At 68.3% G+C, this 21,340-nt stretch carries 18 protein-coding genes; 4 read left to right on the forward strand and 14 right to left on the reverse strand.

The window, feature by feature from the left end:
- The first annotated feature begins 30 nt into the window (after positions 1-30).
- Positions 31-366 carry a DUF8846 family protein gene (locus tag XINFAN_RS03160; RefSeq protein WP_124085049.1) on the forward strand — a complete coding sequence of 112 codons (336 nt, stop codon included), beginning with the start codon at positions 31-33 and terminating at the stop codon, positions 364-366.
- A 66-nt stretch (positions 367-432) separates the two neighbouring features.
- Here the strand turns inward: XINFAN_RS03160 and XINFAN_RS03165 are convergent, their stop codons facing one another.
- Entirely contained in the window at positions 433-1,686 is a 1,254-nt protein-coding gene (locus tag XINFAN_RS03165) for a DNA polymerase IV (RefSeq protein WP_124085050.1), read from the reverse strand.
- 187 nt (positions 1,687-1,873) lie between these two features.
- Between XINFAN_RS03165 and XINFAN_RS03170 the strand changes: the two genes are divergently transcribed.
- Positions 1,874-4,141 (forward strand): DEAD/DEAH box helicase, encoded by a 2,268-nt coding sequence (locus XINFAN_RS03170; protein ID WP_124085051.1) that lies wholly within the window; start codon positions 1,874-1,876, stop codon positions 4,139-4,141.
- A 79-nt stretch (positions 4,142-4,220) separates the two neighbouring features.
- Here XINFAN_RS03170 and XINFAN_RS03175 read toward each other — a convergent pair whose 3' ends face one another.
- From XINFAN_RS03175 to XINFAN_RS03230, 12 genes are all read right to left on the reverse strand, one after another.
- Positions 4,221-5,834: an amidohydrolase gene (locus XINFAN_RS03175; RefSeq protein ID WP_124085052.1), complete on the reverse strand. Its 1,614-nt coding sequence runs from the start codon at positions 5,832-5,834 to the stop codon at positions 4,221-4,223.
- Positions 5,831-6,685, reverse strand: coding sequence for a dimethylsulfonioproprionate lyase family protein (locus XINFAN_RS03180; protein ID WP_124085053.1), 855 nt, complete (start codon positions 6,683-6,685; stop codon positions 5,831-5,833). The genes XINFAN_RS03175 and XINFAN_RS03180 overlap by 4 nt, the downstream gene beginning before the upstream one ends.
- The gene (locus tag XINFAN_RS03185) at positions 6,682-7,521 is read right to left on the reverse strand and encodes an ABC transporter permease subunit (protein ID WP_124085054.1); all 840 of its coding nucleotides are present in this window, start codon (positions 7,519-7,521) and stop codon (positions 6,682-6,684) included. Before XINFAN_RS03185 ends, XINFAN_RS03180 begins: the two co-directional genes overlap by 4 nt.
- Complete coding sequence (locus tag XINFAN_RS03190) at positions 7,518-8,444, reverse strand: ABC transporter permease (protein ID WP_124085055.1); 927 nt, start codon at positions 8,442-8,444, stop codon at positions 7,518-7,520. The genes XINFAN_RS03185 and XINFAN_RS03190 overlap by 4 nt, the downstream gene beginning before the upstream one ends.
- 117 nt (positions 8,445-8,561) lie before the next feature.
- Entirely contained in the window at positions 8,562-9,665 is a 1,104-nt protein-coding gene (locus tag XINFAN_RS03195) for an ABC transporter ATP-binding protein (protein WP_124085056.1), read from the reverse strand.
- Positions 9,666-9,670: 5 nt separating this feature from the next.
- Positions 9,671-10,777, reverse strand: coding sequence for a polyamine ABC transporter substrate-binding protein (locus XINFAN_RS03200; RefSeq protein WP_124085057.1), 1,107 nt, complete (start codon positions 10,775-10,777; stop codon positions 9,671-9,673).
- Positions 10,778-10,820: 43 nt separating this feature from the next.
- Positions 10,821-12,038 carry an aromatic ring-hydroxylating oxygenase subunit alpha gene (locus XINFAN_RS03205; RefSeq protein WP_124085058.1) on the reverse strand — a complete coding sequence of 406 codons (1,218 nt, stop codon included), beginning with the start codon at positions 12,036-12,038 and terminating at the stop codon, positions 10,821-10,823.
- The gene (locus XINFAN_RS03210) at positions 12,035-13,165 is read right to left on the reverse strand and encodes an aromatic ring-hydroxylating oxygenase subunit alpha (RefSeq protein ID WP_124085059.1); all 1,131 of its coding nucleotides are present in this window, start codon (positions 13,163-13,165) and stop codon (positions 12,035-12,037) included. The genes XINFAN_RS03205 and XINFAN_RS03210 overlap by 4 nt, the downstream gene beginning before the upstream one ends.
- Positions 13,165-14,352, reverse strand: coding sequence for an aminomethyl transferase family protein (locus tag XINFAN_RS03215; protein WP_124085060.1), 1,188 nt, complete (start codon positions 14,350-14,352; stop codon positions 13,165-13,167). Before XINFAN_RS03215 ends, XINFAN_RS03210 begins: the two co-directional genes overlap by 1 nt.
- Complete coding sequence (locus XINFAN_RS03220; protein ID WP_124085061.1) at positions 14,349-15,878, reverse strand: phytoene desaturase family protein; 1,530 nt, start codon at positions 15,876-15,878, stop codon at positions 14,349-14,351. The genes XINFAN_RS03215 and XINFAN_RS03220 overlap by 4 nt, the downstream gene beginning before the upstream one ends.
- Entirely contained in the window at positions 15,859-17,475 is a 1,617-nt protein-coding gene (locus tag XINFAN_RS03225) for a phytoene desaturase family protein (protein WP_124085062.1), read from the reverse strand. The genes XINFAN_RS03220 and XINFAN_RS03225 overlap by 20 nt, the downstream gene beginning before the upstream one ends.
- 61 nt (positions 17,476-17,536) lie before the next feature.
- Positions 17,537-18,895 carry an aspartate aminotransferase family protein gene (locus XINFAN_RS03230; protein ID WP_124085063.1) on the reverse strand — a complete coding sequence of 453 codons (1,359 nt, stop codon included), beginning with the start codon at positions 18,893-18,895 and terminating at the stop codon, positions 17,537-17,539.
- A gap of 141 nt (positions 18,896-19,036) precedes the next feature.
- On the opposite strand from XINFAN_RS03230, the gene XINFAN_RS03235 reads away from it, so the two are divergent.
- Positions 19,037-19,699, forward strand: coding sequence for a TetR/AcrR family transcriptional regulator (locus tag XINFAN_RS03235; protein WP_160144523.1), 663 nt, complete (start codon positions 19,037-19,039; stop codon positions 19,697-19,699).
- Here XINFAN_RS03235 and pyrF read toward each other — a convergent pair.
- Positions 19,686-20,378 carry an orotidine-5'-phosphate decarboxylase gene (gene pyrF, locus XINFAN_RS03240; RefSeq protein ID WP_124085065.1) on the reverse strand — a complete coding sequence of 231 codons (693 nt, stop codon included), beginning with the start codon at positions 20,376-20,378 and terminating at the stop codon, positions 19,686-19,688. The two genes, XINFAN_RS03235 and pyrF, sit on opposite strands and share 14 nt — an antisense overlap.
- Before the next feature lie 105 nt (positions 20,379-20,483).
- On the opposite strand from pyrF, the gene XINFAN_RS03245 reads away from it, so the two are divergent.
- The coding region (locus tag XINFAN_RS03245; protein ID WP_148087133.1) for an ROK family protein at positions 20,484-21,340 on the forward strand (857 nt) is incomplete at its 3' end.

Here is a 21,340-nt window from a genome sequence, read left to right on the forward strand (position 1 = left end):
AAATCCTTCGAAGGATTTTGGGGGCGCGAGATGGCTGAAGACGAGAAAAAGGAAAAGCGCCCCCAGCAGGTCTATACTCTGGTGGTCGAGGTCGGGCGCAAGGCGGGCGACGGCCTGCCCGACAAGGCCACCGGCGCCGCGCTGATGTGCTATGCCTCGGGCGTGGACGAGGCCGAGGCGGTGCGCGAAACCGTCGCGATCCTGAAAGAGGCCGATCTGGCGCCGCTGGAGGTCCAGGGTCTTGGCACGCTCGACGAGCGGCAGAAGGCCGGGGAAGAGATCGGCGCGGAAGAGATCGCGCTGATGGAGCGCGCGCTGGCCGAGAATTCGGTCGTCGTGGCGCAGATGACGCCGTTCTACGATTAGGCCGGTCTGCCTTCGGACCGGCGTCGGATGCCTCCGGCGGGGGTATCTGGGTCAGGATGAAAGCGATCAGCGCAAAGCGCGGCCCTTGATGATCGCCTCTTTGCCGAACCGGGCGCGGATCGCATCGGCGGCGCGCTCGGCGGCGGCGCGGCGGCTGGCCTCGGGGTCCAGCAGGTCGGGCGAGCGGTCGGCCTCGGTTCCGGGGCAGAGGTCGGCGATGCCGACACCTATCAGCCGGAACGGGCCGGGGGTGCCGCTGCGGTCCATCATCTCGCGCGCGGTGCGGTAGATCCGGTCGGCCAGCCGGGTCGGATCGCCAAGCGCCTGGCGGCGCGAGATCAGCTGGAAATCTCCGCGTTTCAGTTTCAGCGTGACGGTGCGTCCGGCCAGATCCTTCGCCTTGGCCCGGTCGGCGACCTGTTCCGCCAGCCGCCAGAGATGGCCGTCCAGCAGGTCGGCATCGGCGGTGTCCTCGGAGAAAGTGGTTTCCTTCGAGATGGATTTCGGCACCGCGTCGCGGCTGACGCGGCGGCGGTCCTCGCCGCGCGCCAGATGCCAGAGCCGCTCGCCCATCTGGCCGAAGCGGGCGATCAGATCGGCCCGCTCCCATCTGAGCAGATCGGCGATGGTGCGGATCCCCGCGGATTCCAGCGCCGCGCGGCTGGCGGTGCCCACGCCCCAGATGATGCCCACCGGCTTTGGCGTCAGGAAGGCGCGGGTCTCGGCGCGGCCGATCACCGAGAACCCGCGCGGCTTGTCCAGATCCGAGGCGATCTTGGCGAGGAATTTGTTGTGCGACAGGCCGACCGAGCCGGTGACGCCGATCTCGTCCTCCATCCGTTTCGTCAGCCGCGCGAGCAGCACGGCGGGCGGGGCGCCATGCAGCCGCGCGGTGCCCGAGAGATCGAGGAAGGCCTCATCCAGCGACAGCGGTTCGATATCGGGGGTCAGTTCCTCCATCAGCGCGCGGATCCGGCGGCTGACCTCGGCATAGACCTGCATCCGCGGCGCGATCACCACCGCCTCGGGGCAGAGCGCGCGGGCCTGGAACATCGGCATCGCCGAGCGCACGCCCCTGATCCGCGCGAGGTAGCAGCAGGTCGAGACCACGCCCCGGGTGCCGCCGCCGACGATCAGCGGCCGGTCGCGCAGGTCGGGATTGTCGCGCTTCTCGACGCTGGCGTAAAAGGCGTCGCAATCCATATGGGCGATGGAGAGCGCCTCCAGTTCCTCATGCGCGACCACGCGGGGGCTGCGGCAGGCGGGGCATCGCGCGCCGGCGGTAAAGCGGGTCAGGCAGTCGCGGCACAGGGCGGGCATGATACCGATCATATCCCGGCGAGGCGCGGGTGAACAGATGCCCGGTGCTATACAGGGGCGCGAAAAGCGTGTAGAGCCGCGGCAGGCCTGAGCGTTCCGGGGCCGTCGCCGGGGAGGGCGCGGCCGGGGCAAGTGGGCCTTTTTCTTTTGGCTCACGAGGGGGCATGGCCCCCGGACAGGACGAATCATGGATATGGAAGATCTGGCCGCGCCGCTGAAGGCGGCGCTGGCGGCAAAGGGCTATTCGCAGCTGACCCCGGTGCAGGAGGCAGTGCTGGCGCCCAATCTGATCGGGCGCGACCTGCTGGTCTCGGCCCAGACCGGATCGGGCAAGACGGTGGCCTTCGGCCTTGCCATGGCGCCCGAGGTGCTGGGCGGGATGGATGTGCTGCTGCCCGCCGAGAAGCCCCTCGGCCTCGTGATCGCGCCGACGCGTGAACTGGCGCTTCAGGTGCAGCGCGAGCTGGTCTGGCTTTATGCCGATGCGACCGTGGCGTCCTGCGTGGGCGGGATGGATTACCGGACCGAGCGGCGCGCGCTGGATCGTGGCGCGCATCTCGTCGTCGGCACCCCGGGCCGGTTGCGCGACCACGTCGAGCGCGGCTCGCTCGATCTGTCGGAACTGCGGGCGGTGGTGCTCGACGAAGCCGATGAGATGCTCGACATGGGCTTTGCCGAGGATCTGGAGTTCCTGCTGGCGGCCGCGCCCGAGGAAAAGCGGGTGCTGATGTTCTCGGCCACGGTGCCGAAAGAGATCGCGACGCTGGCCGCGACCTATCAGAAGGATGCGCGGCGGGTCGAGGTGAAGTCCGAGGCCAGCCAGCATGCCGACATCGAATATCGCGCGATCTCGGTCGCGAACCGCGACAAGGAGCCGGCGATCTTCAACCTGTTGCGCTGGTATGACGCCCAGGTCGCCATCGTCTTCGCCAAGACCCGGGCCAATGTGAACCACCTGCATGCGCGGATGGTGAACCGGGGCTTCCCGGTGGTGGCTTTGTCGGGGGAGCTCTCGCAAAGCGAGCGGCTGCATGCTTTGCAAGCCCTGCGCGACGGGCGGGCGCGGGTCTGTATCGCAACCGACGTGGCCGCGCGCGGCATCGACCTGCCGGGGCTGGATCTGGTGATCCACGCCGATCTGCCGACCAATCATGACACGCTGCTGCACCGCTCGGGCCGCACCGGGCGCGCGGGGCGCAAGGGCACTTCGGTTCTGGTGGTGCCCCAGGCCGAGTTCCGCAAGGCGAACCGGCTGCTTCAGGGTGCGAAACTGGTCGCCGAATGGGGCAAGGCGCCGGGGGCCGAGGAATTGCAGATGCGCGAGGACGAGCGGCTGATGGCCGATCCGGCGCTGTCCGAAGCGGCCGGGGATGAGGCCGGGATCGCCGCGGATCTGCTGGAGGCGCATGGGCCCGAGGCCATCGCGGCGGCCTTCGTGCGGCTCTGGCGCGCCGGGCGCTCGGCGCCCGAGGAACTGGCCGAGGATCTGCCGCCCCCCGCGGCGCTGCCGCCGCGCGAGCGGGGCGAGTTCGGACCCGCGGTGTGGTTCCGGCTGTCGGTCGGCCATACCGGCCGGGCCGAGGCGCGCTGGCTGTTGCCGAAGATCTGCGATGCCGGCGGGATCTCCAAAGACGGGATCGGCGCGATCCGGGTGCAGCAGGAGGAAACCTTCGTCCAGATCGCCGAGCCGCTGGCCGGGCGGTTCAAGGATGGTGCCGAGATCGAGCAGGGCCTGGTCATGCACCGGGTGGACGAGGCGCCGGACTTCGGCCCGAAAGGCCGGGTCGCCGGGCCGCGTCCCGAGCGTGGTGAGCGTCCCGAGCGCGCGCCGCGCCGCGAGGGGCCGAAAGCGCCTTACAAGCCGAAGCCCTCGCGTTTTGCCGATGAGGATGAGGCGGCGCGTCCTGCGCCTGCCGAGCGCAAGCCCTGGGCGCGGCGCGAGGACGATGCCCCGCGTCCGGCCTCGGCGGAAGGCGGCAGAAAGCCTTGGCCGCGCAAGCGCGACGAGACCGAAGAGCGAGCGCCCCGGGCGCGTCGCGATGAGGGCGACGACAGGAAGCCGCGCTGGTCTCCGACCGCAGGCGAGCGTCCGGCGCCGAAATCGGCAGGCTACAAATCGCATGACGGTGACAGGCCCGCCCGGGCGGCGGGCTACAAGAGCCATGCCGCCGGAGGCGCGCCGCGGTCGCGCGAGGATTACGCGCCGAGGGACTCTGATGCCCGCCGCCCCCGCGCCGAGGGCGGCGCGGAAGGCCGGCCCTTCGTGAAACGCGAGGGCGCGAAACCCGCGGCTCCGCGCAGCGCCGGGGCGAAGAGCCATGGCGCGAAACCCGCGGGCAAGGGATTCGCGGCGAAAAAGCCCTTCGCGAAACCGGCAGGCAAGCCTGCGCCGGCGCGGACCGATGCGCGCGACACCTCGAAGCGGTTCGTGCCGCCGAAGAAGCCCCGGGCCTGAGCGCGGGACGGCTGGCGGCGCATGGGGGGCCAGCCCCCCATACCCCCCGGGGTATTTCGGTCAGGATGAAAGGGAGAGGTCAGGCGCTGTGCACCGGCTGGCCTTTGAAGAGCGTCAGCAGGACTTTGGTGTCCGAGATCTTTGTGGTCGGGCAGGCGAAGATGTCCTGGTCCAGCAGGATCAGATCGGCCGAGAAACCGGGTGAGAGTCTGCCGGTGAAGGTTTCGCGCCAGCAGGCGCGGGCGGCCTGGGCCGTGTAGCCCTCGACGCATTCGGCGACGGTCAGCGCTTCGTCTGGCAGGAAGGGCGGGCCGGGGGTCTCGGCCTGCCGCGCCTGGCGGGTGATGGCGGTCTCGATGATCTCGAACGGGTTCAGGGTCGAGACCGGCCAGTCCGATGACAGGCAGAATCCTGCGCCCTGATCCAGCATCCGGCGGAAGGCGTAGGTGAGGAGCAGCCGCTCCGGCCCGATCATGTCGAGCGCGATGTCGGGGATCTTGGGATCGTAACGCGCCCAGAGCGGCTGGATATTCGCCATTCCGAGCGCAGCGAGGTGCGCGAAATCCCCGGGCGCCGTCAGTTGCAGATGGGCGAGCTGATGCGCCGCGGGCCAGGCGCCGTTCGCGGCCCGCGCGGCCTCCAGCCCGTCGAGCACGCGGGTAAGCGCCGCATCGCCGATCACATGGGCATGGATCTGGAACCGCGCCGCGTCCAGCGCCGTCATCAGCGCGACCGTCTGGTCCTGGCTGAACATGCAGGGCGCGTTGCCGCCCTGTGCGTCGGCATAGGGCGCGTGGCAGGCGGCGGTCCGGTTCTCGAACACGCCATCCATGAAGAATTTCGCCGATTGCACATGGAAATCCGGCCCCGGATGGGCGGCGCGCAGCGCGGTCAGCCTGGCGAGCGCGGTCTCGGGCGTGTCCTGCGGTGCGATCCGCGCCGCGCCGGTCACGCGCAGGGTAAGGTCGCCGCGTGCGACGGCCATGGCGTAGATCCGCGCCTCAAGATCGGTGATGCAGGGATCGAGCACGCCGGTGATCCCATGCGCATTGGCATGGGCCTGGCCCGCGCGCAGCCCTTGCAGGTGATGGGCATCGCTGAGGTGCGGCAGGCGTGAGAGCGCCATCGGGATCGCCTCTTCATGCAGCATCCCGGTGGGCCGGCCCGATGGGTAACGGACGATATGGCCGTTCGGGGGATCAGACGTTCCGGGGCCGATCCCGGCCATAGTCAGCGCGGCGGTGTTCAGGCAGGCGTTGTGAAAGCTGGAATCGTAAAGCACCGCCGGGCGGCCGCCGGTCGCGGGGTCGATCGCCTCGGCGGTCAGATCGGCGTCGGTGAAGATCCCCGGCTGCCAGCCCGCGCCGAGGATCAGGGGCAGGTCGGGCGTCCGCGTGGCGTGGGCCGCCACCCGCGAAAGCAGATCGGCGAGGTTCACGGCTTCATACAGCGGCGCGGCGGTGGCCAGATCGGTGCCGCCGGACAAGAGATGGATATGCGCGTCCTGGAAGCCGGGCAGCACCAGGGCGCCATGGGCGTCGATCCGTTTCGCGCCTTTGGGGGCCAGCGCGGCGATCTCTTCGGTGGTGCCGAGCGCGGCGATGCGGCCGTCCCGGATCAGCAGCGCCCCGGCCCTGGGGCGGACCGGGTCCATGGTGCGGATCCGGGCATTGGTGAGGATTGTGGCGCTCATGGCGTGGGCTCGTGGGTGGGCCAGTCGTCGGCGGGCAGGACGTAAGCCTGGGCGCGGGTGTCGCGGGTCCAGGCGTAGAGCGCGAGGAAGGGCTGGGCCCCGGTCAGCGTGGCATGGGGGCGGTGCGGCGGGTTCCAGACCGGCGCGAGGGCGGGTTTCTCGCGAAAACCGGCGCCGGGGGTGAAGCGCCAGCGATGCGGGCCGGTCAGCGGCAGGTAAAGCTCGGGCGCGGCATGGGCATGGTCGCGGTAGAGCGTGTGCGGCGCGATCAGGAACAGGCCGAGGTCGAAATCCCGCGCTGTGAAGGGTGCGCTCTCGCCTGCGAGGCTGGCAAAGGCATGGGACTGCGGGAAATGCGGGCCGATCCCGGGGCCGTAGCCGTAGCTTTCCCATGTCAGATGCGGGGCGGCGAGGGCGATGGCCTCGGCCAGCGTGGGGTTCTCCCCGGCCAGCGCGGCGAGGGCCGGGGGCAGCAGCGCGGCGGCCACCGGGTGCTCCGGTCCCGGCCGGGGCTGCGGGGCCTGCCGGGTGAGCGCGGCGAAGCCGCTGCGGGTCTCGGCGATGCCGGGACTGGCGAGCGTGGCGAGGCAGCGGTCGATCTCATCGGCGAGCAGCGTCAGCGCGAGGGCTGGCGAGGGCGGTGGGGCCTCGGGGACCGCCAGGCCGCGGTCGGTCAGCACCTGCGCGGGGTCCTGGTCGTCGAAGGCCGAGGCTTCGCGGTAGGCTTCCAACTGCTGCCGGGACAACCGGCCCTGGGCGTGCAGTTCCATCGCGGCGCCGTAGCGGGCGCGGGCGCTGCCGGGGGGGCCGGCCGGGCGGGTCAATTGGTGCCAGAGCCGCGCCCCGCTCATCCGCCGGCCCTGTAGGCGAGGCGTTCCTCGGCGAGGCGGCGGCGCTCGGCCCGGCTCATCAGCCAGCCCGCCAGCGCGACGCAGAGACCGACGGTCACGACGATCAGCGTCGCCAGCGCGTTGATGTCGGGGGTGACGCCCAGCTTGACCTTGGACCAGATCAAAAGCGGCAAAGTGGTCGCGCCCGGCCCGGTGGTGAAAGAGGTGATTACCACATCGTCGAGCGAGATGGTGAAGGCGAGAAGCCAGCCCGAGACCAAAGCGGGCGAGATCACCGGCAGGGTCACGTCCTTCAGCACCTGCCAGGGGCGCGAGCCGAGATCCATCGCCGCCTCTTCGATGGAGCGGTCCATCTGGCTCATGCGGGCGTGAACCACGGTGGTGACGAACACCATGGAAAATGTGATATGCGCCAGCGTGATCGTGGTGAAACCGCGTTGCCCGGGCCAGCCGGTGATCTGCGCCAGCATGATGAAGAACATCAGCAGCGATATGCCGGTGATCACCTCGGGCATGATCAGGGGTGCGGTCACCATGCCGGAGAATATCGTCCGGCCGCGGAACTTGCGGAACCGCGCCAGCGCGATCCCGGCCATGGCGCCGAGGATGGTGGCCATGGTGGCCGAGATCAGCGCGATCTGCACCGACAAGAGCAGCGCGGCGCCGACCTGGCGGTTCGAGAACAGTGAGGCATACCAGCGGGTCGAGAACCCGCCCCAGACCGTGGCCAGTCTGCTGTCGTTGAAGGAATAGACCATCATCGACAGGATCGGGATGTAGAAGAACGCAAAGCCGAAACAGAGCACGGTGATCAGAAAGACCGGGCGGCGGGTCATGGTTTTTCCTCCCCCGATCCGGCGCCTTCGGCCTTTTGCTGATAGCGCGAGTAGATCATCGTTGGCCCGACCATCAGCACGAGGAGCGCGACCGCGACGGTCGAGGCCATCGGCCAGTCGCGGGCCTGGGCGAATTCGTCCGAGATGATGCGGCCGATCATCGGCGAGGACGGATTGCCGACGAGGACCGGGATCACCAGCTCGCCCGCCGCCGGGATGAAGACCAGCATCCCGCCGGCGATGATGCCGGGCAGGGATTGCGGCAGGGTCACGTCGAGAAACACCCGCCAGGGGCGCGAGCCCAGATCCATCGCCGCCTCGTCGAGCTGCGGGTCGAGCCGTTCGAGGCTGGCGTAGAGCGGCAGGATCATGAACGGCAGGTAAGTGTAGACCGTGACGAGGATCACCGCGAAATTACTGTTCATCATCGGCACGCTGGTGATGGCCCAGTCGGAGGGCACCAGCCAGTTCCAGCTGTCGGTCAGCATCCGGTTGAACCAGGAATTGCGCCCCATCAGCCCCATCCAGGCGTAGACCCGCAGAAGGAACGAGGTCCAGAACGGCAGGATCACCAGCATCAAAAGGATATTTCGCCAGCTTTTCGACACCCGGGTCAGGCCGAGCGCCATCGGATAGCCGAGGAGCAGGCAGAAGATGGTGGCGATCGAGGCGTTCATCAGCGAGGTGACGAAGGCGCGGATATAGAGCGTGTCGGTGAAGAGCCGCGCATAGCCCCGGAAATTCAGCACCGGATTTTCGCCGCCGTAGCCGAAGGGCGGCGCGGTCGGGGTGCGGGTGGCGAGGCTCATCGCGACCACGATCAGGAAGGGAATCAGGAACAGCAGGATCAGCCAGGCGTAGGGCGTGGCGATGATCAGATCGCGCCAGCCGCGGCGGTGGAACCAGCGGGCGAGGGTGCTCATGGCGCGCCCCGCTGGCTGGCCGGGGAGCGGGGGGCCGTCTGCCCCCCGCGGCGCCATTCGGCGCCTCCCCCCGAGGGTATTTGGATCAAGGTGAAGAGGGGGGCGGGGCGCATGGCGTCAGTCCGTCAGGATGATGGCCGAGGCGGGCTCGAACGAGAGCCAGACCTTGTCGTCCCAGTCGGCAGGGCGGGCGGTGTCGGGGCCGCGGCGCGCGTTGACGGCGTGGACCGCGATGAGATCGCCGCCGGGCAAAGTGACGCGGTAGAGGCTGTCCTTGCCGAAATAGGCGAGGTCTTTGACCTGGCCCTCGACCACGTTCACCGCATCGGGGCAGGTTTTCGCGATGGCTACCTTTTCGGGGCGCAGCGCGACGGTGATCTCTTGGCCCTCGGTCAGGCCCGGGGTGGCGCGGGCGGCGAAGGTACCGTCCATCGCCGGGATGTCGACCTCGGCGAGGTCTCCGGTCAGGCGGATGACGCGGGCCGGGAAGGTCGAGATCGCGCCGATGAAACCGGCAACGAAGCGCGAGGCGGGGTATTCGTAGATCTCGGTCGGGGTGCCCACCTGGCGGACCTCGCCCCGGTCCATCACCGCGATGCGGTCGGAGAGGGTCATCGCCTCTTCCTGGTCGTGGGTGACGACGATGAAGGTGACGCCGGTGCGGGCCTGGATCGACATCAGCTCGAACTGGGTGTGTTCGCGCAGTTTCTTGTCGAGCGCGGCGAGCGGCTCGTCGAGCAGCAGGAGTTTCGGCTGCCGCGCCAGGGCGCGCGCGAGCGCCACCCGCTGGCGCTGCCCGCCCGAGATCTGATGCGGCTTGCGTTTCGCGAAAGGCGTGAGCTGCACCAGATCGAGCATTTCGGCCACCCGGGCGGCGCGGTCGGCGGCGCTGATCCGTTCATGCTTCAGCCCGTAGGCGATGTTCTTCTCGACGCTCATATGCGGGAAGATCGCGTAAGACTGGAACATCATATGCACCGGCCGCTCCCAGGGCGGGATGCCGGACATGTCCTGGCCGTCGATGAAGATCCGCCCGGCGGTGGGGTCCTCGAACCCGGCGAGCATCCGCAGAAGCGTGGTCTTGCCGCAGCCCGAGCCGCCCAGAAGCGAGAAGATCTCGCCCCGGGCCACGGTCAGGTTCACGTCTTTCACCGCCTGGAAGCTGCCGAAGCTCTTGGCCACGTTCTCGATGCGGATGAAGGGTTCCGCCTCACCGGACATGACGCTCAGCCGCCGGTCTTGATGGTCTGCCAGATCCGGTTCAGGTCGCTCTCCTGCTGATCGGTCTGGGGTGCGGGGGTGTAGAGGCGCGCGAGGATTTCCTCGTCGGGGTAGACCGCCGGGTCCGAGGCGATATCGGGATCGACAAGCGGTGTCGCCGCGGCATTGGCATTCGCGTAGCCGGTGTAATCGGTGCAGGCGGCGATGACTTCGGGGCGCAGAAGGTAGTCGATGAAGCGGTAGGCGTTCTCGGTGTTCGGCGCATCCGAGGGGATCGACCACAGGTCGAACCAGGCCGGGGCGCCGGTTTTCGGCACGTAATAGGCGAGGTTCAGATCCAGCCCGGCCTCGGCCGCGCGCGACTTCGCCACGCTGTAATCGCCCGACCAGGTGTTGGCGACGCAGATCTCGCCGTTGGGCAAGGTGTTGAGATAGTTGGAATTGTCGAAGGTCGCCACATATTGCCGGATCGGCGCGAAAGCCTCGGCCATCTTCGCATATTCCGCGGCGCCGGCGGTGTCGGGGTCGATGCCCAGCCATTTCAGCACCGTCCAGCCGATGTCGGTCGGGCTGTCGAGCAGCGAGATCCCGCAATCGGCCAGTTTCGCGGCGTTTTCCGGGGTGAAGATCGTCGCCAGATCCTCTAGATCGGCATCGGGCAGGCGTTCGCGCACCAGGTCCAGGTTGAAGGTGAAACCGACCGAGCCCCACATATAGGGCACGCCATGGGTGTTGCCGGGATCGAAGCCCCCGACGATCTTCAGGATATCGGGGTCGAGATTCGACCAGCCGGTGAGTTTTGCCTTGTCGATCGGCTGGAAGACCCCGGCCTTGACGAATTGCGGCATCGAGAGGCCCGATTGCAGCACCACATCGTATCCGGTGCCGCCGACCAGCATCCGGGCCTGGGCCTCTTCGGAACTGGCGTAAAGGTCGTAGACGACGCTGATCCCGGTTTCGGATTCGAAATCGGCGATGGTGGTTTCGCCGATGTAATCCGCCCAGTTGTAGACATTGACCGATCCTCCCTGGGCCCGGGCGGGGCGGATGTAGGGGGCCGAAAGCGCGGCACCGGAGAGGGCGGCGAGCGTGTGGCGGCGGGTCAGCTTCATGTCGGTCTCCCTGTCAGGTTTTTCGATGTGTTTTGGATTAAGCCTAGGCCTGCCCGGTCCTTGCGCAAAGCAATTCGTCGTTGAGGGCGGGGATCTGACTTTCGGGCGGCGCGTGGTCCTCGCGCATCACCGGAAGCAGGTCGCGCAACTGGTCGTGGTGGCGGCGCAGCCCGTATTCCAGATCCGAGAGGTGGAACCCCTCGAAATGGTCCGAGCGCATCGATTCGTTCGACCAGATCGACAGTTGCTGATCCTCGGCCGAGGTGTCGCGGTCGATCCTTTGCGCAAGGTAGCGGGCGGCGCGGGTCTGGCGGTCCTCGTTCGCGAGGCGGTAGAGCCGCCCGGTCAGCCGGGTCTGGCCGGGGGAGACCGGCAGGTCGTGGTAGAACTGCGCGCTTTCGGGGGTGAAGGCGATCACCGTGTTCGGAAACAGGCCGTAATAGGCCCAGGTGCGTTGCAGATGCGGCGGCAGGCCCTCGCGCACAGGCGAGTGTCTGACGTAGTTCCTGACCGACCAGCGCCGCCCGGGCCGGTCGCCGTAGAAGCCGTAGCTGACATGCAGGCCGCCGGGCAGATAGAGGTCGCGGTAATCGCGGCCGTAAAGATCCTGGAGCGAGGGATGGGCCAGCGCCACATGATAGCCCTCGTTGTCCACATCGCGCACCGATTTCCAGTTGACCGGCAGGTCCGCCGACCAGCCCGCGACATCGACCGGCAGCAGGTTCCCGCTTTGCCAGGCCTGGAAATCGGCGGCATAGGGCGCCAGCATCTCCGCGACCGAAGGCTGCGGGCCGCGGCGGAAGCGCAGGAACAGAAAGCCGCCGAAGATCTCCAGCTCCAGCGGTTTCAGCCCGAAGGCGGCTTTGTCCACGCCCTCGCCGAAGGTCTCGGGGCGCGAGACGCCGCGCAGACTGCCATCGAGATTGTAGACCCAGCCATGGAACGGACAGACCAGAGCGCCGCGGCATTTGCCCTGCGCGCCTTCCACCACCCGCGCGCCCCGGTGGCGGCAGAGGTTCATGAAAGCGCGGATTTCGCCGTCCTGGCCGCGGAGGATCACGGCGCGCTCGTCCAGGAGATCGAAGGCCAGCCAGTCGCCGGGGGCGGGAATGTCCGAGACATGGCCCGCCACCTGCCAGTGATTGAGGAACAGGTGTTCACGTTCCAGATCGAACAGGGCCGGCGAGTGGTAGGTCCAGGCCGGAAGACCGCGGCGGTCCCATTGCCGCGGGATCGGTTCCGATGTCAGGGGCAGGGTCATGGCGATCCCTCCATCTCGGTCAGCAGCCATTGGTGAAAGCGGTGGATCTCGTATTCCTCGGGCATCAGCCGCCCGCGCCGGAAAGCGGGCGATGCGATGCCGCGCTGGTTCATCTCAGACGCCGCGCCGTCCTGCTCCATCACCAGTTTCGCGAAAGCGGCGACGGTGGCGGGGTCGAAGCCGGGTTGGGCCAGGGTCTCTGCGGGGAAATACCATTCCGCCAGCAGCCGGGTGTGTGTGGGGGAGAGCGGCTCCAGCCGCACGGCGCGGATATGGTCGGCATGGGCGACCACGTAGCCCGAGGGCCAGAAGGTCACGAACGTATAGCCGCGCGCGCGTTCCTCAGCCGTCAGCCCCGGGAAGGCCGGCCCGCAGAGCGCGCCCGAGGGGGTCCAGCTTTCCGCGCCCTCGCGCAGGTTCGGGCGCGCGGGCTGATCGGGCGCCCAGTCCCGGGCCTCGTTCGCACCCATGATGCCCTGGCCGTAGAGGGGCACCATCTCGCAGAGCTCCGGGTGGATGCCGGGGCAATGCAGGCATTCCGAGTAGTTTTCCCAGAAAACCTTCCAGTTGCAGGCGATTTCGGTTTGCCAGCGGTGGCCGGTGAGCAGCCCCGCCGCCGGCCAGTTGTCGAGGCTGGCGAGCGGCACATCGGGCGTGAGCGGGCCGGGGGCGGCGGCCAGGTTGACGAGGATGAAGCCGTTCCAGACCTGATGCGCGACGGGCTGCAACCCGTGGTTCTCTTTGCGGAAATCGTCGGTCGGATGAGCATGGCCGGTCGAGACCAGCCGCCCGTCGGCGGCGGCGAAGGCCCAGGCGTGATAGGGGCAGGTGATCAGGCGCCCGAGTTTGCGGTCCTCGCCCTCGCGGCAGAGTTCTGATCCGCGATGGCGGCAGGTGTTATGGAACGCTGCCATCCCGCCGCCAGCTTCCCGTGCCAGCAGCACCGGTGCCTCTCCGATGCGGATCGCCCGCATCGTGCCGGGAGGCAGATCGGCGAGCCGCCCCGCCATCACCCAGTTCCGCGCGAAAACCGTCTGCATCTCGCGCACGAACCAGTCGGGCGAGAGATAGGCCTCGCGCGGCAGGGTCTCGGGGCAATGGGTCAGGCGAGGGCTGCCCTTGTACATCAGAACCTCCCCGGCGGGGTGGCGCGGCGGCGGTCGGGTGCGAAGAACGGCCGTTCGGTTTTCGTGACCGGCAGCATCAGCTTGTGATATTGCAACTCGCGCAGAGCGTAGATCTCGACCCACAGGTCGCGGCAATCGGCGTATTTCGCCGCGACATGGGCGATGGCTATGTTGCGTTTCAGTGTGGGTGACCAGCAGGCTGCGGTGACGAATCCGGCCTCGCGCCGCTTGCCATGGTAGAGGATCGAGCCCTCGGCGCTGACATTGCCGGGAATGTCGAGCCCGACCAGCGCCCAACGGGAGGTCTTGCCCTCACGCTCGGCCATCAGCGCGCGCCGCCCGGTGAACGGCCCCTTGTCCCAGGCGATCATCCAGCCGAGGCCGAGTTCCAGCGGCGAGCGGGTGCGGTCCTCGCGCAGGGCCTGTTGGGCGGGGATGAAGTCGAGGTTCGTGGTCAGAAACCCGGCTTCGGTGCGCGCCAGCATCACCGCATCGGTGCCGGTCGGGACCAGCCCGAGCGGTGCGCCATGGGCCATCAGGTGGTCCCACAGGACCAGCGCGTCTTCCGGCGTTGTCCAAAGCTCGTAGCCCAGATCGCCGGTGAAGCCGGTGCGCGAGATCGTCACCTCGCCCGCGCTGAGCGGAAAGGTGGCCAGCCGGAACGGCTTCAGCGCGCTGACATCGAATCCGGCGGCGGCCAGCACCGTGGCCGAGACCGGCCCTTGCAGCGCGAGCCCGGCGATCCGGTCGGTCTCGTCCCCGATGGTCACATCGAAGCCCCAGGCGGAGTCGAGCAGCCACGGCAGGTGGCGCTCCTGGCAGCAGAGGCGGAAGTCGTCGGCCCCCAGCCGGAACAGGGTGCCGTCGTCCATCACCTGGCCCGCATCGTCGGTCCAGGCGGTGTAATGCACCGCGCCCACCGGCAGACGGGCGGCGTCGCGCAGGGTCAGCCGGTTCAGATAATCCGCCGCCTCCGGGCCCCGGATGCGGTATTTGATCATCGGCGAGATGTCGTAAAGCGTGGCCGTGTTGCGGATGCCGGTATGTTCCATCGCGCTGTCGCCATAGCATGAGGGCGTCATATAACCCGCCCAGGCCCCCCAGTTTTGCAGCCGGTTCAGGGGAGCGGTGCGCGGATGGAACGGCGTTTCGCGCAGGGGCTTCTCGTAGTGACGCTGCGGGATCATTGCCTCGCCTCCAGGACTGCCCCGGCGGTGTTCCAGCCCGCCGCGCCCGACATGCCGCCCGGATGGGTGCCCGCGCCGGTCAGCCACAGGCCGCGGATCGGTGTGGCGTAGCGCGAAAGCTGCGGGATCGGGCGCAGGAACAGCATCTGCTCGACCGTCAGTTCACCGTGATGCCAGTTGCCGCCCGCCATGCCGAACTGCCGTTCTATATCGTAAGGCATCAGAAGGTCTGCCCTGACGATCATGCGACGGATCCCCGGCGCGGCGGCTTCCAGCCGGGCGAGGCTGGCCTCCAGCATCGCCGCCCGGGCCTCGTCCCGGCCGATCTTCGGGTCATGCGGCGCGAACTGGACGGTGGCGGAAAGCACATGGCCGCCTTCGGGCGCATGGCCCGGATCAAAAGCCGAGGGCAGCAGGATCTCCATCACCGGGCGTTCCGGCACCTCACCGTATTTCACCGGGTTGAAGGCGCTTTCCACCTCGTGCTCGTCGCCGGCGAGGATCATTCGCGCGTGCAGGTCGGTGCCGAAATCCGGCGCGGCGGACAGCGCCAGATGCAGCTTCGCCGCACCGCCGCGCGATTTCTGGTGCCTCAGCCGCGTGACCAGCCCGGCGTCCAGCGCGCGCGGGCCGACCAGATCGAGGAGCGTCGATTTGGGTCCGATCGCCGAGATCACCAGATCCGCCCGCAATTCCCCGCCATCCGCCAGCGTGACGCCGCTGACCCGTTCGCCATCGGTCACGATCCGCGCCACCCGCGCGCCCTGCCGCAGGGTGACGCCCGCGGCTTCCGCCGCACGGGCCATGGCGGCAGCCAAAGCGGGCATCCCGCCTTTGGGCATCCCAAGGCTCGCGCGCTGGCCGCCGATCTGCCCGGCCAGCCGGTCGAGCCACAATATCAACGTATTAGGCGAGCGCGGCCCGGCCCAGGCCCCGAGCGTGGCGTCGAAACACAAAGCCGCGCGCAGGCGGGGATCGGTCAACTCGTCCTGCGCCACGTCATGGGCGTTGATCAGCAGCACCCGCAGCAACTCGCGGAAATCATGGGTGCCGAGGGCGCGGAGCTTCAGGAGGTTCTTCGCCAGTTGCCCCCAGGAATTGTCTTTGGCAAGGCGCGGGGGTGTCATGCGGCGGAACGGCTCCAGAGCCCCGGCGAAGCACAGCATCCTCTGGTAAAGCGTGGCCCAGGCCCCGGCATCCGGCCCCTCGGCCAGCCCGCCCCGGATGGTCAGCGGGCCATCGGGCGACAGCACCGTGGTGGGAATGCCCTGCGCGGCCCATTCCAGCCCGTGACGGGAAAGGTCCATCGCCGCCTCGGCCCGGGGATCAAACTGCCAGATCAGATGCGCAAGCGCGGGCGAGCGGTAGCCCGGCGCCAGATCGGGCAGCGCCCGCGCCCCGCCGCCGGGGGCGGCTTCGGCCTCCAGCAGCGTGACCCGCCGGCCCTTCTGCGCCAGCCGGGTCGCGCAGGCCAGACCGTTCGGCCCGGCCCCGATGACGATGATGTCAGAGAACCGCCCAGGCATCGCTCATATCCCTGACAGAAAGTTTGGCGTCGCGCAGAATCTCGGCCGCAGCATTGCGCCCCGGCGCGCCCATCACCCCGCCGCCCGGATGGGTCGAGGAGCCGCAGATCCACAGATCGCGAACGGGAGTCCGGTAATTGGCGTAGCCCGGCACCGGGCGGTTGAAGAGAAGCTGGTCGAAGGTCAGCTCGCCCTGGAAGATGTTGCCCTCGGTCAGCCCCACCTCGGCCTCCAGCTCGCGGGGCGTGCGCACCTCGACATGCAGCACAAGGTTTTTGAAGCCGGGCGCGTAACGCTCGATCTGGTCGAGACAGGTCTGGCCGAACGCGTCGCGGTCGGCATCCGTCCAGTCACGGCCTTCGATCTTCGGCGGCGCATATTGCACGAAGCAGGACATGAAATGCTTGCCCGGCGGGGTCATGGTCGGGTCGATCATCGTGGGGATCATCACGTCCTGGAACGGATCGCGGCTGAAATGGCCCGCCTTCCAGTCGTCATAGGCGCGCTCCATCTTCTCGATGGAATCGGTGAAATGCAGATCGCCTTTCAGCGCGGTGGAACCCTCGGGCAGCGCCGGGAACTTCGGCACCCCGTCCAGCGCGATATTGAGCTTGCCCGACGAGCCGCGGGTTTTGAACTTCCTGACCGAGGCGATGTAATCGCCCGGCAGATCGGCCTCATCGACATGGCGCAGCATGGTGCGCTTCACGTCCATGTTGGAAATCACCCGCTTCGCGCGGATCTCGTCGCCGCCTTCCAGCACGACGCCGGTGGTGCGCCCGCCTTTCACCAGCACCTTCTCCACCGCCGCCCCGGTGCGGATTTCGCCCCCCGATGAGCGCAGCGAAGAGGCCAGCGCCCGGGTGATCGCCCCCATCCCGCCGCGCGCGAACCCCCAGGCGCCGATGTTGCCGTCCACATCGCCCATGTAGTGATGCAGCAGCACATAGGCCGAGCCGGGCGACATCGGCCCGAGCGCGGTGCCGATGATGGCCGAAACCGCGAGATAGGCCTTGATCACCGGGTTCTCGAAATAATGGTCGAGGTAGTCCGAGATGCTCATGGTCCAGAACCGCACCATCCCGGCGATCTGGGCCTCGGACAGGGCCGAGACCTGTTTGCCGATCCATAAAAGCTCACCCATGTCGCGCGGGCGGAAGCGCGCCGGGTCGGGTGGGGTGCGCAGAAGCAGCGGCCGGATGAAACGGCAATGACGCAGCACGTCGCGCGAGTAGATGTCGTAGGCCTCGGCGTCGCGGGGCGAATGGCGGGCGAATTCGCGGCGGTTCGCATCATGATCGCGGAACATGCCGAGATAGCCGCCGCCCTCCTGCAACACCGCGCCGCCCTCATAGGGCAGGATCTGGAGCCCGTGGCGCGGCAATTCCAGGTCGCGCATGATCTCGGGGCGGAACAGCGAGGCGACATAGGAACAGTTGGAATAGGTGAAGCCGGGCGTCAGCTCGCGCGAGACCGCCGCGCCGCCGATCCAGTCGTTCTTCTCGACCACCAGCACCTTCATTCCGGCGCGGGCGAGGTAGCAGGCGGTGACCAGCCCGTTATGCCCGGCGCCAAGGATCACCGCATCGTAAGTCATCCCCTCCGCCCCCCGGGCGCCGCAGCGAAGAGCGGGCAAGGCCCGGCGATGAGCGGCCCGGTCATTCCGCCGCGTCCAGTCTGCCCTCGGTCTGATCCCGCAGCGTCAGCTCCACCGCCGCTTCCACCGCTTTCAGCGTATCGGTCAGGCAGCTGTCATCAAGGCCATGCGCCTCGCACATGAACCAGGGCTCGCGCGAGTCGGGCTCGACGATGATGCCGAGGTCATGCAGATAATACGCCATCCGGTCGTAGAAGGTGTAATCCGAGGTCTTCCAGGCCCGGTAATTGTCCGGCGGCGCCTCGGCAAAGAACAGGCCGAACATCGAGGGATGGCCCGAGAAGCTGTGGGTGATCCCCCGCGCGCTCAGGATCTGCGACACCCCAGCTTTCAGCCGCTCGCCGTAACCCGCCAGCGTTTCCAGCGCCGGGGTTTCATCAAGGATGCGCAGACATTCCTCGGCGGCCGCGAGGCTGACCGAATGGGCGGTATAGGTGCCGCCATGGCTGGCGCCGCCGTAGCGGAAGCTGCGCATCACATCCTCGCGCCCGGCCACCAGCGAGATCGGATAGCCGTTGGCCACCGCCTTGGCGAAAGTGGTGATGTCTGGCCGCACCCCGAGGATGCCCTGGATGCCGCCCTTGCCCACACGGAAGCCGGTCTTTACCTCGTCGATGATCAGCAGGACGCCATACTGGTCGCAAAGCTGCCGCGCCAGTTGCACATAATCGCGGCTGGCCGAGATCGCGCAGCAATTGCCCTGGATCGGCTCGATCAGCATGGCGGCCATGGTCTCGCCGTGGCGGCGGAAGGTATCCTCCAGCCGCTGCATGTCGTTCATCGGCACCAGATGGGCGAGGTGCTTCACCGTTTCCGGGATGCCCTTGCCATAGGGCACCACCTCGGGGTCGCGGTTCGATTTCGCGTCCCATTCGTCCATGTTCGCCATCCACATCGCGGCGTCGAACAGCCCGTGATAGCCGCCCTCGACCAGCAGATAGCTCTCGCGCCCGGTATAGGCGCGGGCGAGGCGCAAAGCGGCCATCACCGCCTCGGTGCCGGAATTCGAGAAGCGCACCAGTTCCGCCGCCGGAACCATCTTCGCCACCCGCTCGGCGACGATCAGTTCGCGCTCGGTCGAAAGAGCAAAGACGCCGCCCACCTCCATCCCCCTGCGCGCGGCGGCGTCCACCCTCTCGTCGGCATAGCCGAGAATCGCCGGCCCGTAGCCCAGCCGGTAATCGACGTAAGAATTGCCGTCGATGTCCCAGGTCCGCCCGCCCTTGCCGTGGTGGGCATAGATCGTCCGCTCGTCGCCCCAGTAGCGGAAGGTCGAGGCCACCCCGAGCGGCAGCCGCTTCACCGCGCGCTGAAACTGGGCGTTGGATTTGTCGAGCCGGCGCTGAGGGGCGGAAATCATGGCGCGGAACCCTGTCTGTTGTGGATGATTCAGCGTCTCATTATTTTGACTGAACTGTCAATCAGAATGTATCATGTGATGTGAAGGGTTTCGCGCCGCCGGATTTCCGCTATGGATTGCAGGCCCGGAACGGAGGTGCCCATGGCCGCTGTCCTTGAGAACGCAAACCCCGAACCCGCGCCGCGCAAGATGCCGCGCGACGCGCGGCGGGTGCAGCTGATCGAGGCGACGATCGAGACGATCGCCCGCTTCGGCTATTCCCGCACCACCATGTCAGAGGTGGCGCGGATGGCGGGGCTGTCGCACGGGCTGGTGAATTTCCACTTCTCGACCAAAGAGAATCTTCTGTCCGAGACGCTGCTCTACCTGGCCGAGGAATACCGGCAGAACTGGCTTCAGGCGGTCGAGGCGGCGGGGCCGGGGGTGGCCGAACAGCTTTATGCGATGCTGGCGGCTGATTTCCGGCCCGAGATGTGCACTCATGCGCGGCTTTCGGCCTGGTGCGCCTTCTGGGGCGAGGCATCGGGCCGGCCGCTTTATCAGGAGAAATGCGGCTCGAACGACGAGGAATACAATCGCAGGCTGGAAGAATACTGCACTGCGATGAATGCGGCCCATGGCTACGCTGTCGATCCGGCGCGCACCGCCCGGGTGATGCGGGTCACGACCGAAGGGGTCTGGCTCGACATGATGACGATGCAGGCGCCCTATGACGCGAAGGAGGCGCTGGCCACGCTGATGACCTGCGTCGCCGCCTTCTTCCCGCGGCATTTCGACGAGAACGGGCTGATCAGCGCGGCGTGAGTCCGGCGATGATCTCGCGCGCGGCCGCGGCCGGATCGGCGCTGGCCCAGACCGGGCGGCCCACCACGATATGGTCGGCGCCCTGGCCGATGGCCTCGGCTGGCGTGGCGATGCGCTTCTGATCGCCCTTCGCCGCGCCCGCCGGACGGACGCCGGGGGTGACGATCAGCCGCCCCGCGGCCTCGGGCAGAGCGCGGATCGCCGCGGCCTCCTGCGGCGAGGTGATCACGCCATCGGCGCCCGCCGACAGCGCGCGCGCGGCGCGTTCCACCGTGATCTCGTGAATGTCGCCGGGCCGGATCATGTTCGCATCCAGATCGGCACGGTCGAGCGAGGTCAGCACCGTCACCGCGAGGATCTTCAGGTCGCTGCCGGATTTGCCCTCGGCCGCCGCCCGCACCACCTGCGGATCGCCATGCACGGTCAGGAAATCGAGGCCCAGCCCCGCCAGCCCGCGCACCGCATTCTCGATGGTCTGGCCGATGTCGAAGAGTTTCAGGTCAAGGAACACCCGCTTGCCGTGTTCCTGCTTCAGCTCCAACGCCAGCGCGAGGCCGCCGCCGGTCAGCATCCCGAGGCCGACCTTGTAAAAGCCGACCGCATCGCCAATCCGGTCCACGATCTTCAGCGCGCCGATCACATCGGGCACGTCCAGGGCGACGATCAGGCGGTCATCCATCGGGTCTCTCCGGCTTTGGGGCAATGGGTCCATTAGTCCCGCAAGCCGGGCTTTGACAAGCCGCCGCCTTTCGGTTCGATTGGCGCGCGCGACTTCGGGGGGCAGATGATCCTGGCATTCGACATCGGTGGCAGCCGGATCCGCGCCGCTTTGCGGCAGGGCGAACAGATCCGGCCGCTCGGCGAGGTGCCGACCCCGGCGCGGGATGCGGGCGCATTCGCCGAGGCGCTGGCAGGCTTCCTGCGGCCAGGCCTGCACGGCGTCGCGTTGTCGGTGCCCGGGGTGATCGACCCCGAGACCGGGCGCGGCAAGGTTGCGAACATCCCCGCAATAGACGGCGCCGATCTGCGCGAGACGCTGGAGCGCCGCCTCGGCCTGCCGGTGCTGGCGCTGAACGACGCCGATTGCTTCGCTTTGGCCGAGGCCGCCTCGGGCGCGGGGCGCGGCCACCGGGTCGTCTTCGGCGTGATCCTCGGCAGCGGCATCGGCGGCGGGCTGGTCATTGACGGGCGTATCGTCAGCGGCGCGGGCGGGCTGACCGGCGAATGGGGCCACGGCCCGGTTTTGCGCGCGCCTTACGATCTGCCCTGCCCCTGCGGGCAAAGGGGCTGCGTCGAGACCATCGGCAGCGCCCGCGGGCTGGAGCGGCTGCACCTGCTGGAATCCGGCGCGGCGCTGACGGCGCCGCAGATCAGCGCCGCCTGGGCCGCGGGCGACGCGCGCGCCTGCGCCACCATCGGGCTGTGGCGCGATCTGGTTTCGGGGCCGCTCGCCATGGTGGTCAACGTGCTTGGCCCTTCGGTGATGCCGGTGGGCGGCGGGCTTTCCAAAGCGCCCGGGCTGATCGCCTTTCTGGATCAGGCCCTGCGCGCGCGCATCCTGCGCCGCCACGACTCGCCGCTGCTGGTCCCGGCGATCTGCGGCCCGGATGCGGGCCTCCTGGGGGCGGCGCAGGATGCGCG

It is taken from the genome of Pseudogemmobacter humi (assembly GCF_900609055.1).
GTDB lineage: Bacteria > Pseudomonadota > Alphaproteobacteria > Rhodobacterales > Rhodobacteraceae > Pseudogemmobacter > Pseudogemmobacter humi.

Bases quoted from the DNA above. Each gene is read 5' to 3' on its own strand.
- XINFAN_RS03160 (WP_124085049.1), top strand. From the start codon at position 31: ATGGCTGAAGACGAGAAAAAGGAAAAGCGCCCCCAGCAGGTCTATACT.
- XINFAN_RS03165 (WP_124085050.1), bottom strand. From the start codon at position 1,686: ATGCCCGCCCTGTGCCGCGACTGCCTGACCCGCTTTACCGCCGGCGCG.
- XINFAN_RS03170 (WP_124085051.1), top strand. From the start codon at position 1,874: ATGGATATGGAAGATCTGGCCGCGCCGCTGAAGGCGGCGCTGGCGGCA.
- XINFAN_RS03175 (WP_124085052.1), bottom strand. From the start codon at position 5,834: ATGAGCGCCACAATCCTCACCAATGCCCGGATCCGCACCATGGACCCG.
- XINFAN_RS03180 (WP_124085053.1), bottom strand. From the start codon at position 6,685: ATGAGCGGGGCGCGGCTCTGGCACCAATTGACCCGCCCGGCCGGCCCC.
- XINFAN_RS03185 (WP_124085054.1), bottom strand. From the start codon at position 7,521: ATGACCCGCCGCCCGGTCTTTCTGATCACCGTGCTCTGTTTCGGCTTT.
- XINFAN_RS03190 (WP_124085055.1), bottom strand. From the start codon at position 8,444: ATGAGCACCCTCGCCCGCTGGTTCCACCGCCGCGGCTGGCGCGATCTG.
- XINFAN_RS03195 (WP_124085056.1), bottom strand. From the start codon at position 9,665: ATGTCCGGTGAGGCGGAACCCTTCATCCGCATCGAGAACGTGGCCAAG.
- XINFAN_RS03200 (WP_124085057.1), bottom strand. From the start codon at position 10,777: ATGAAGCTGACCCGCCGCCACACGCTCGCCGCCCTCTCCGGTGCCGCG.
- XINFAN_RS03205 (WP_124085058.1), bottom strand. From the start codon at position 12,038: ATGACCCTGCCCCTGACATCGGAACCGATCCCGCGGCAATGGGACCGC.
- XINFAN_RS03210 (WP_124085059.1), bottom strand. From the start codon at position 13,165: ATGTACAAGGGCAGCCCTCGCCTGACCCATTGCCCCGAGACCCTGCCG.
- XINFAN_RS03215 (WP_124085060.1), bottom strand. From the start codon at position 14,352: ATGATCCCGCAGCGTCACTACGAGAAGCCCCTGCGCGAAACGCCGTTC.
- XINFAN_RS03220 (WP_124085061.1), bottom strand. From the start codon at position 15,878: ATGCCTGGGCGGTTCTCTGACATCATCGTCATCGGGGCCGGGCCGAAC.
- XINFAN_RS03225 (WP_124085062.1), bottom strand. From the start codon at position 17,475: ATGACTTACGATGCGGTGATCCTTGGCGCCGGGCATAACGGGCTGGTC.
- XINFAN_RS03230 (WP_124085063.1), bottom strand. From the start codon at position 18,895: ATGATTTCCGCCCCTCAGCGCCGGCTCGACAAATCCAACGCCCAGTTT.
- XINFAN_RS03235 (WP_160144523.1), top strand. From the start codon at position 19,037: ATGGCCGCTGTCCTTGAGAACGCAAACCCCGAACCCGCGCCGCGCAAG.
- pyrF (WP_124085065.1), bottom strand. From the start codon at position 20,378: ATGGATGACCGCCTGATCGTCGCCCTGGACGTGCCCGATGTGATCGGC.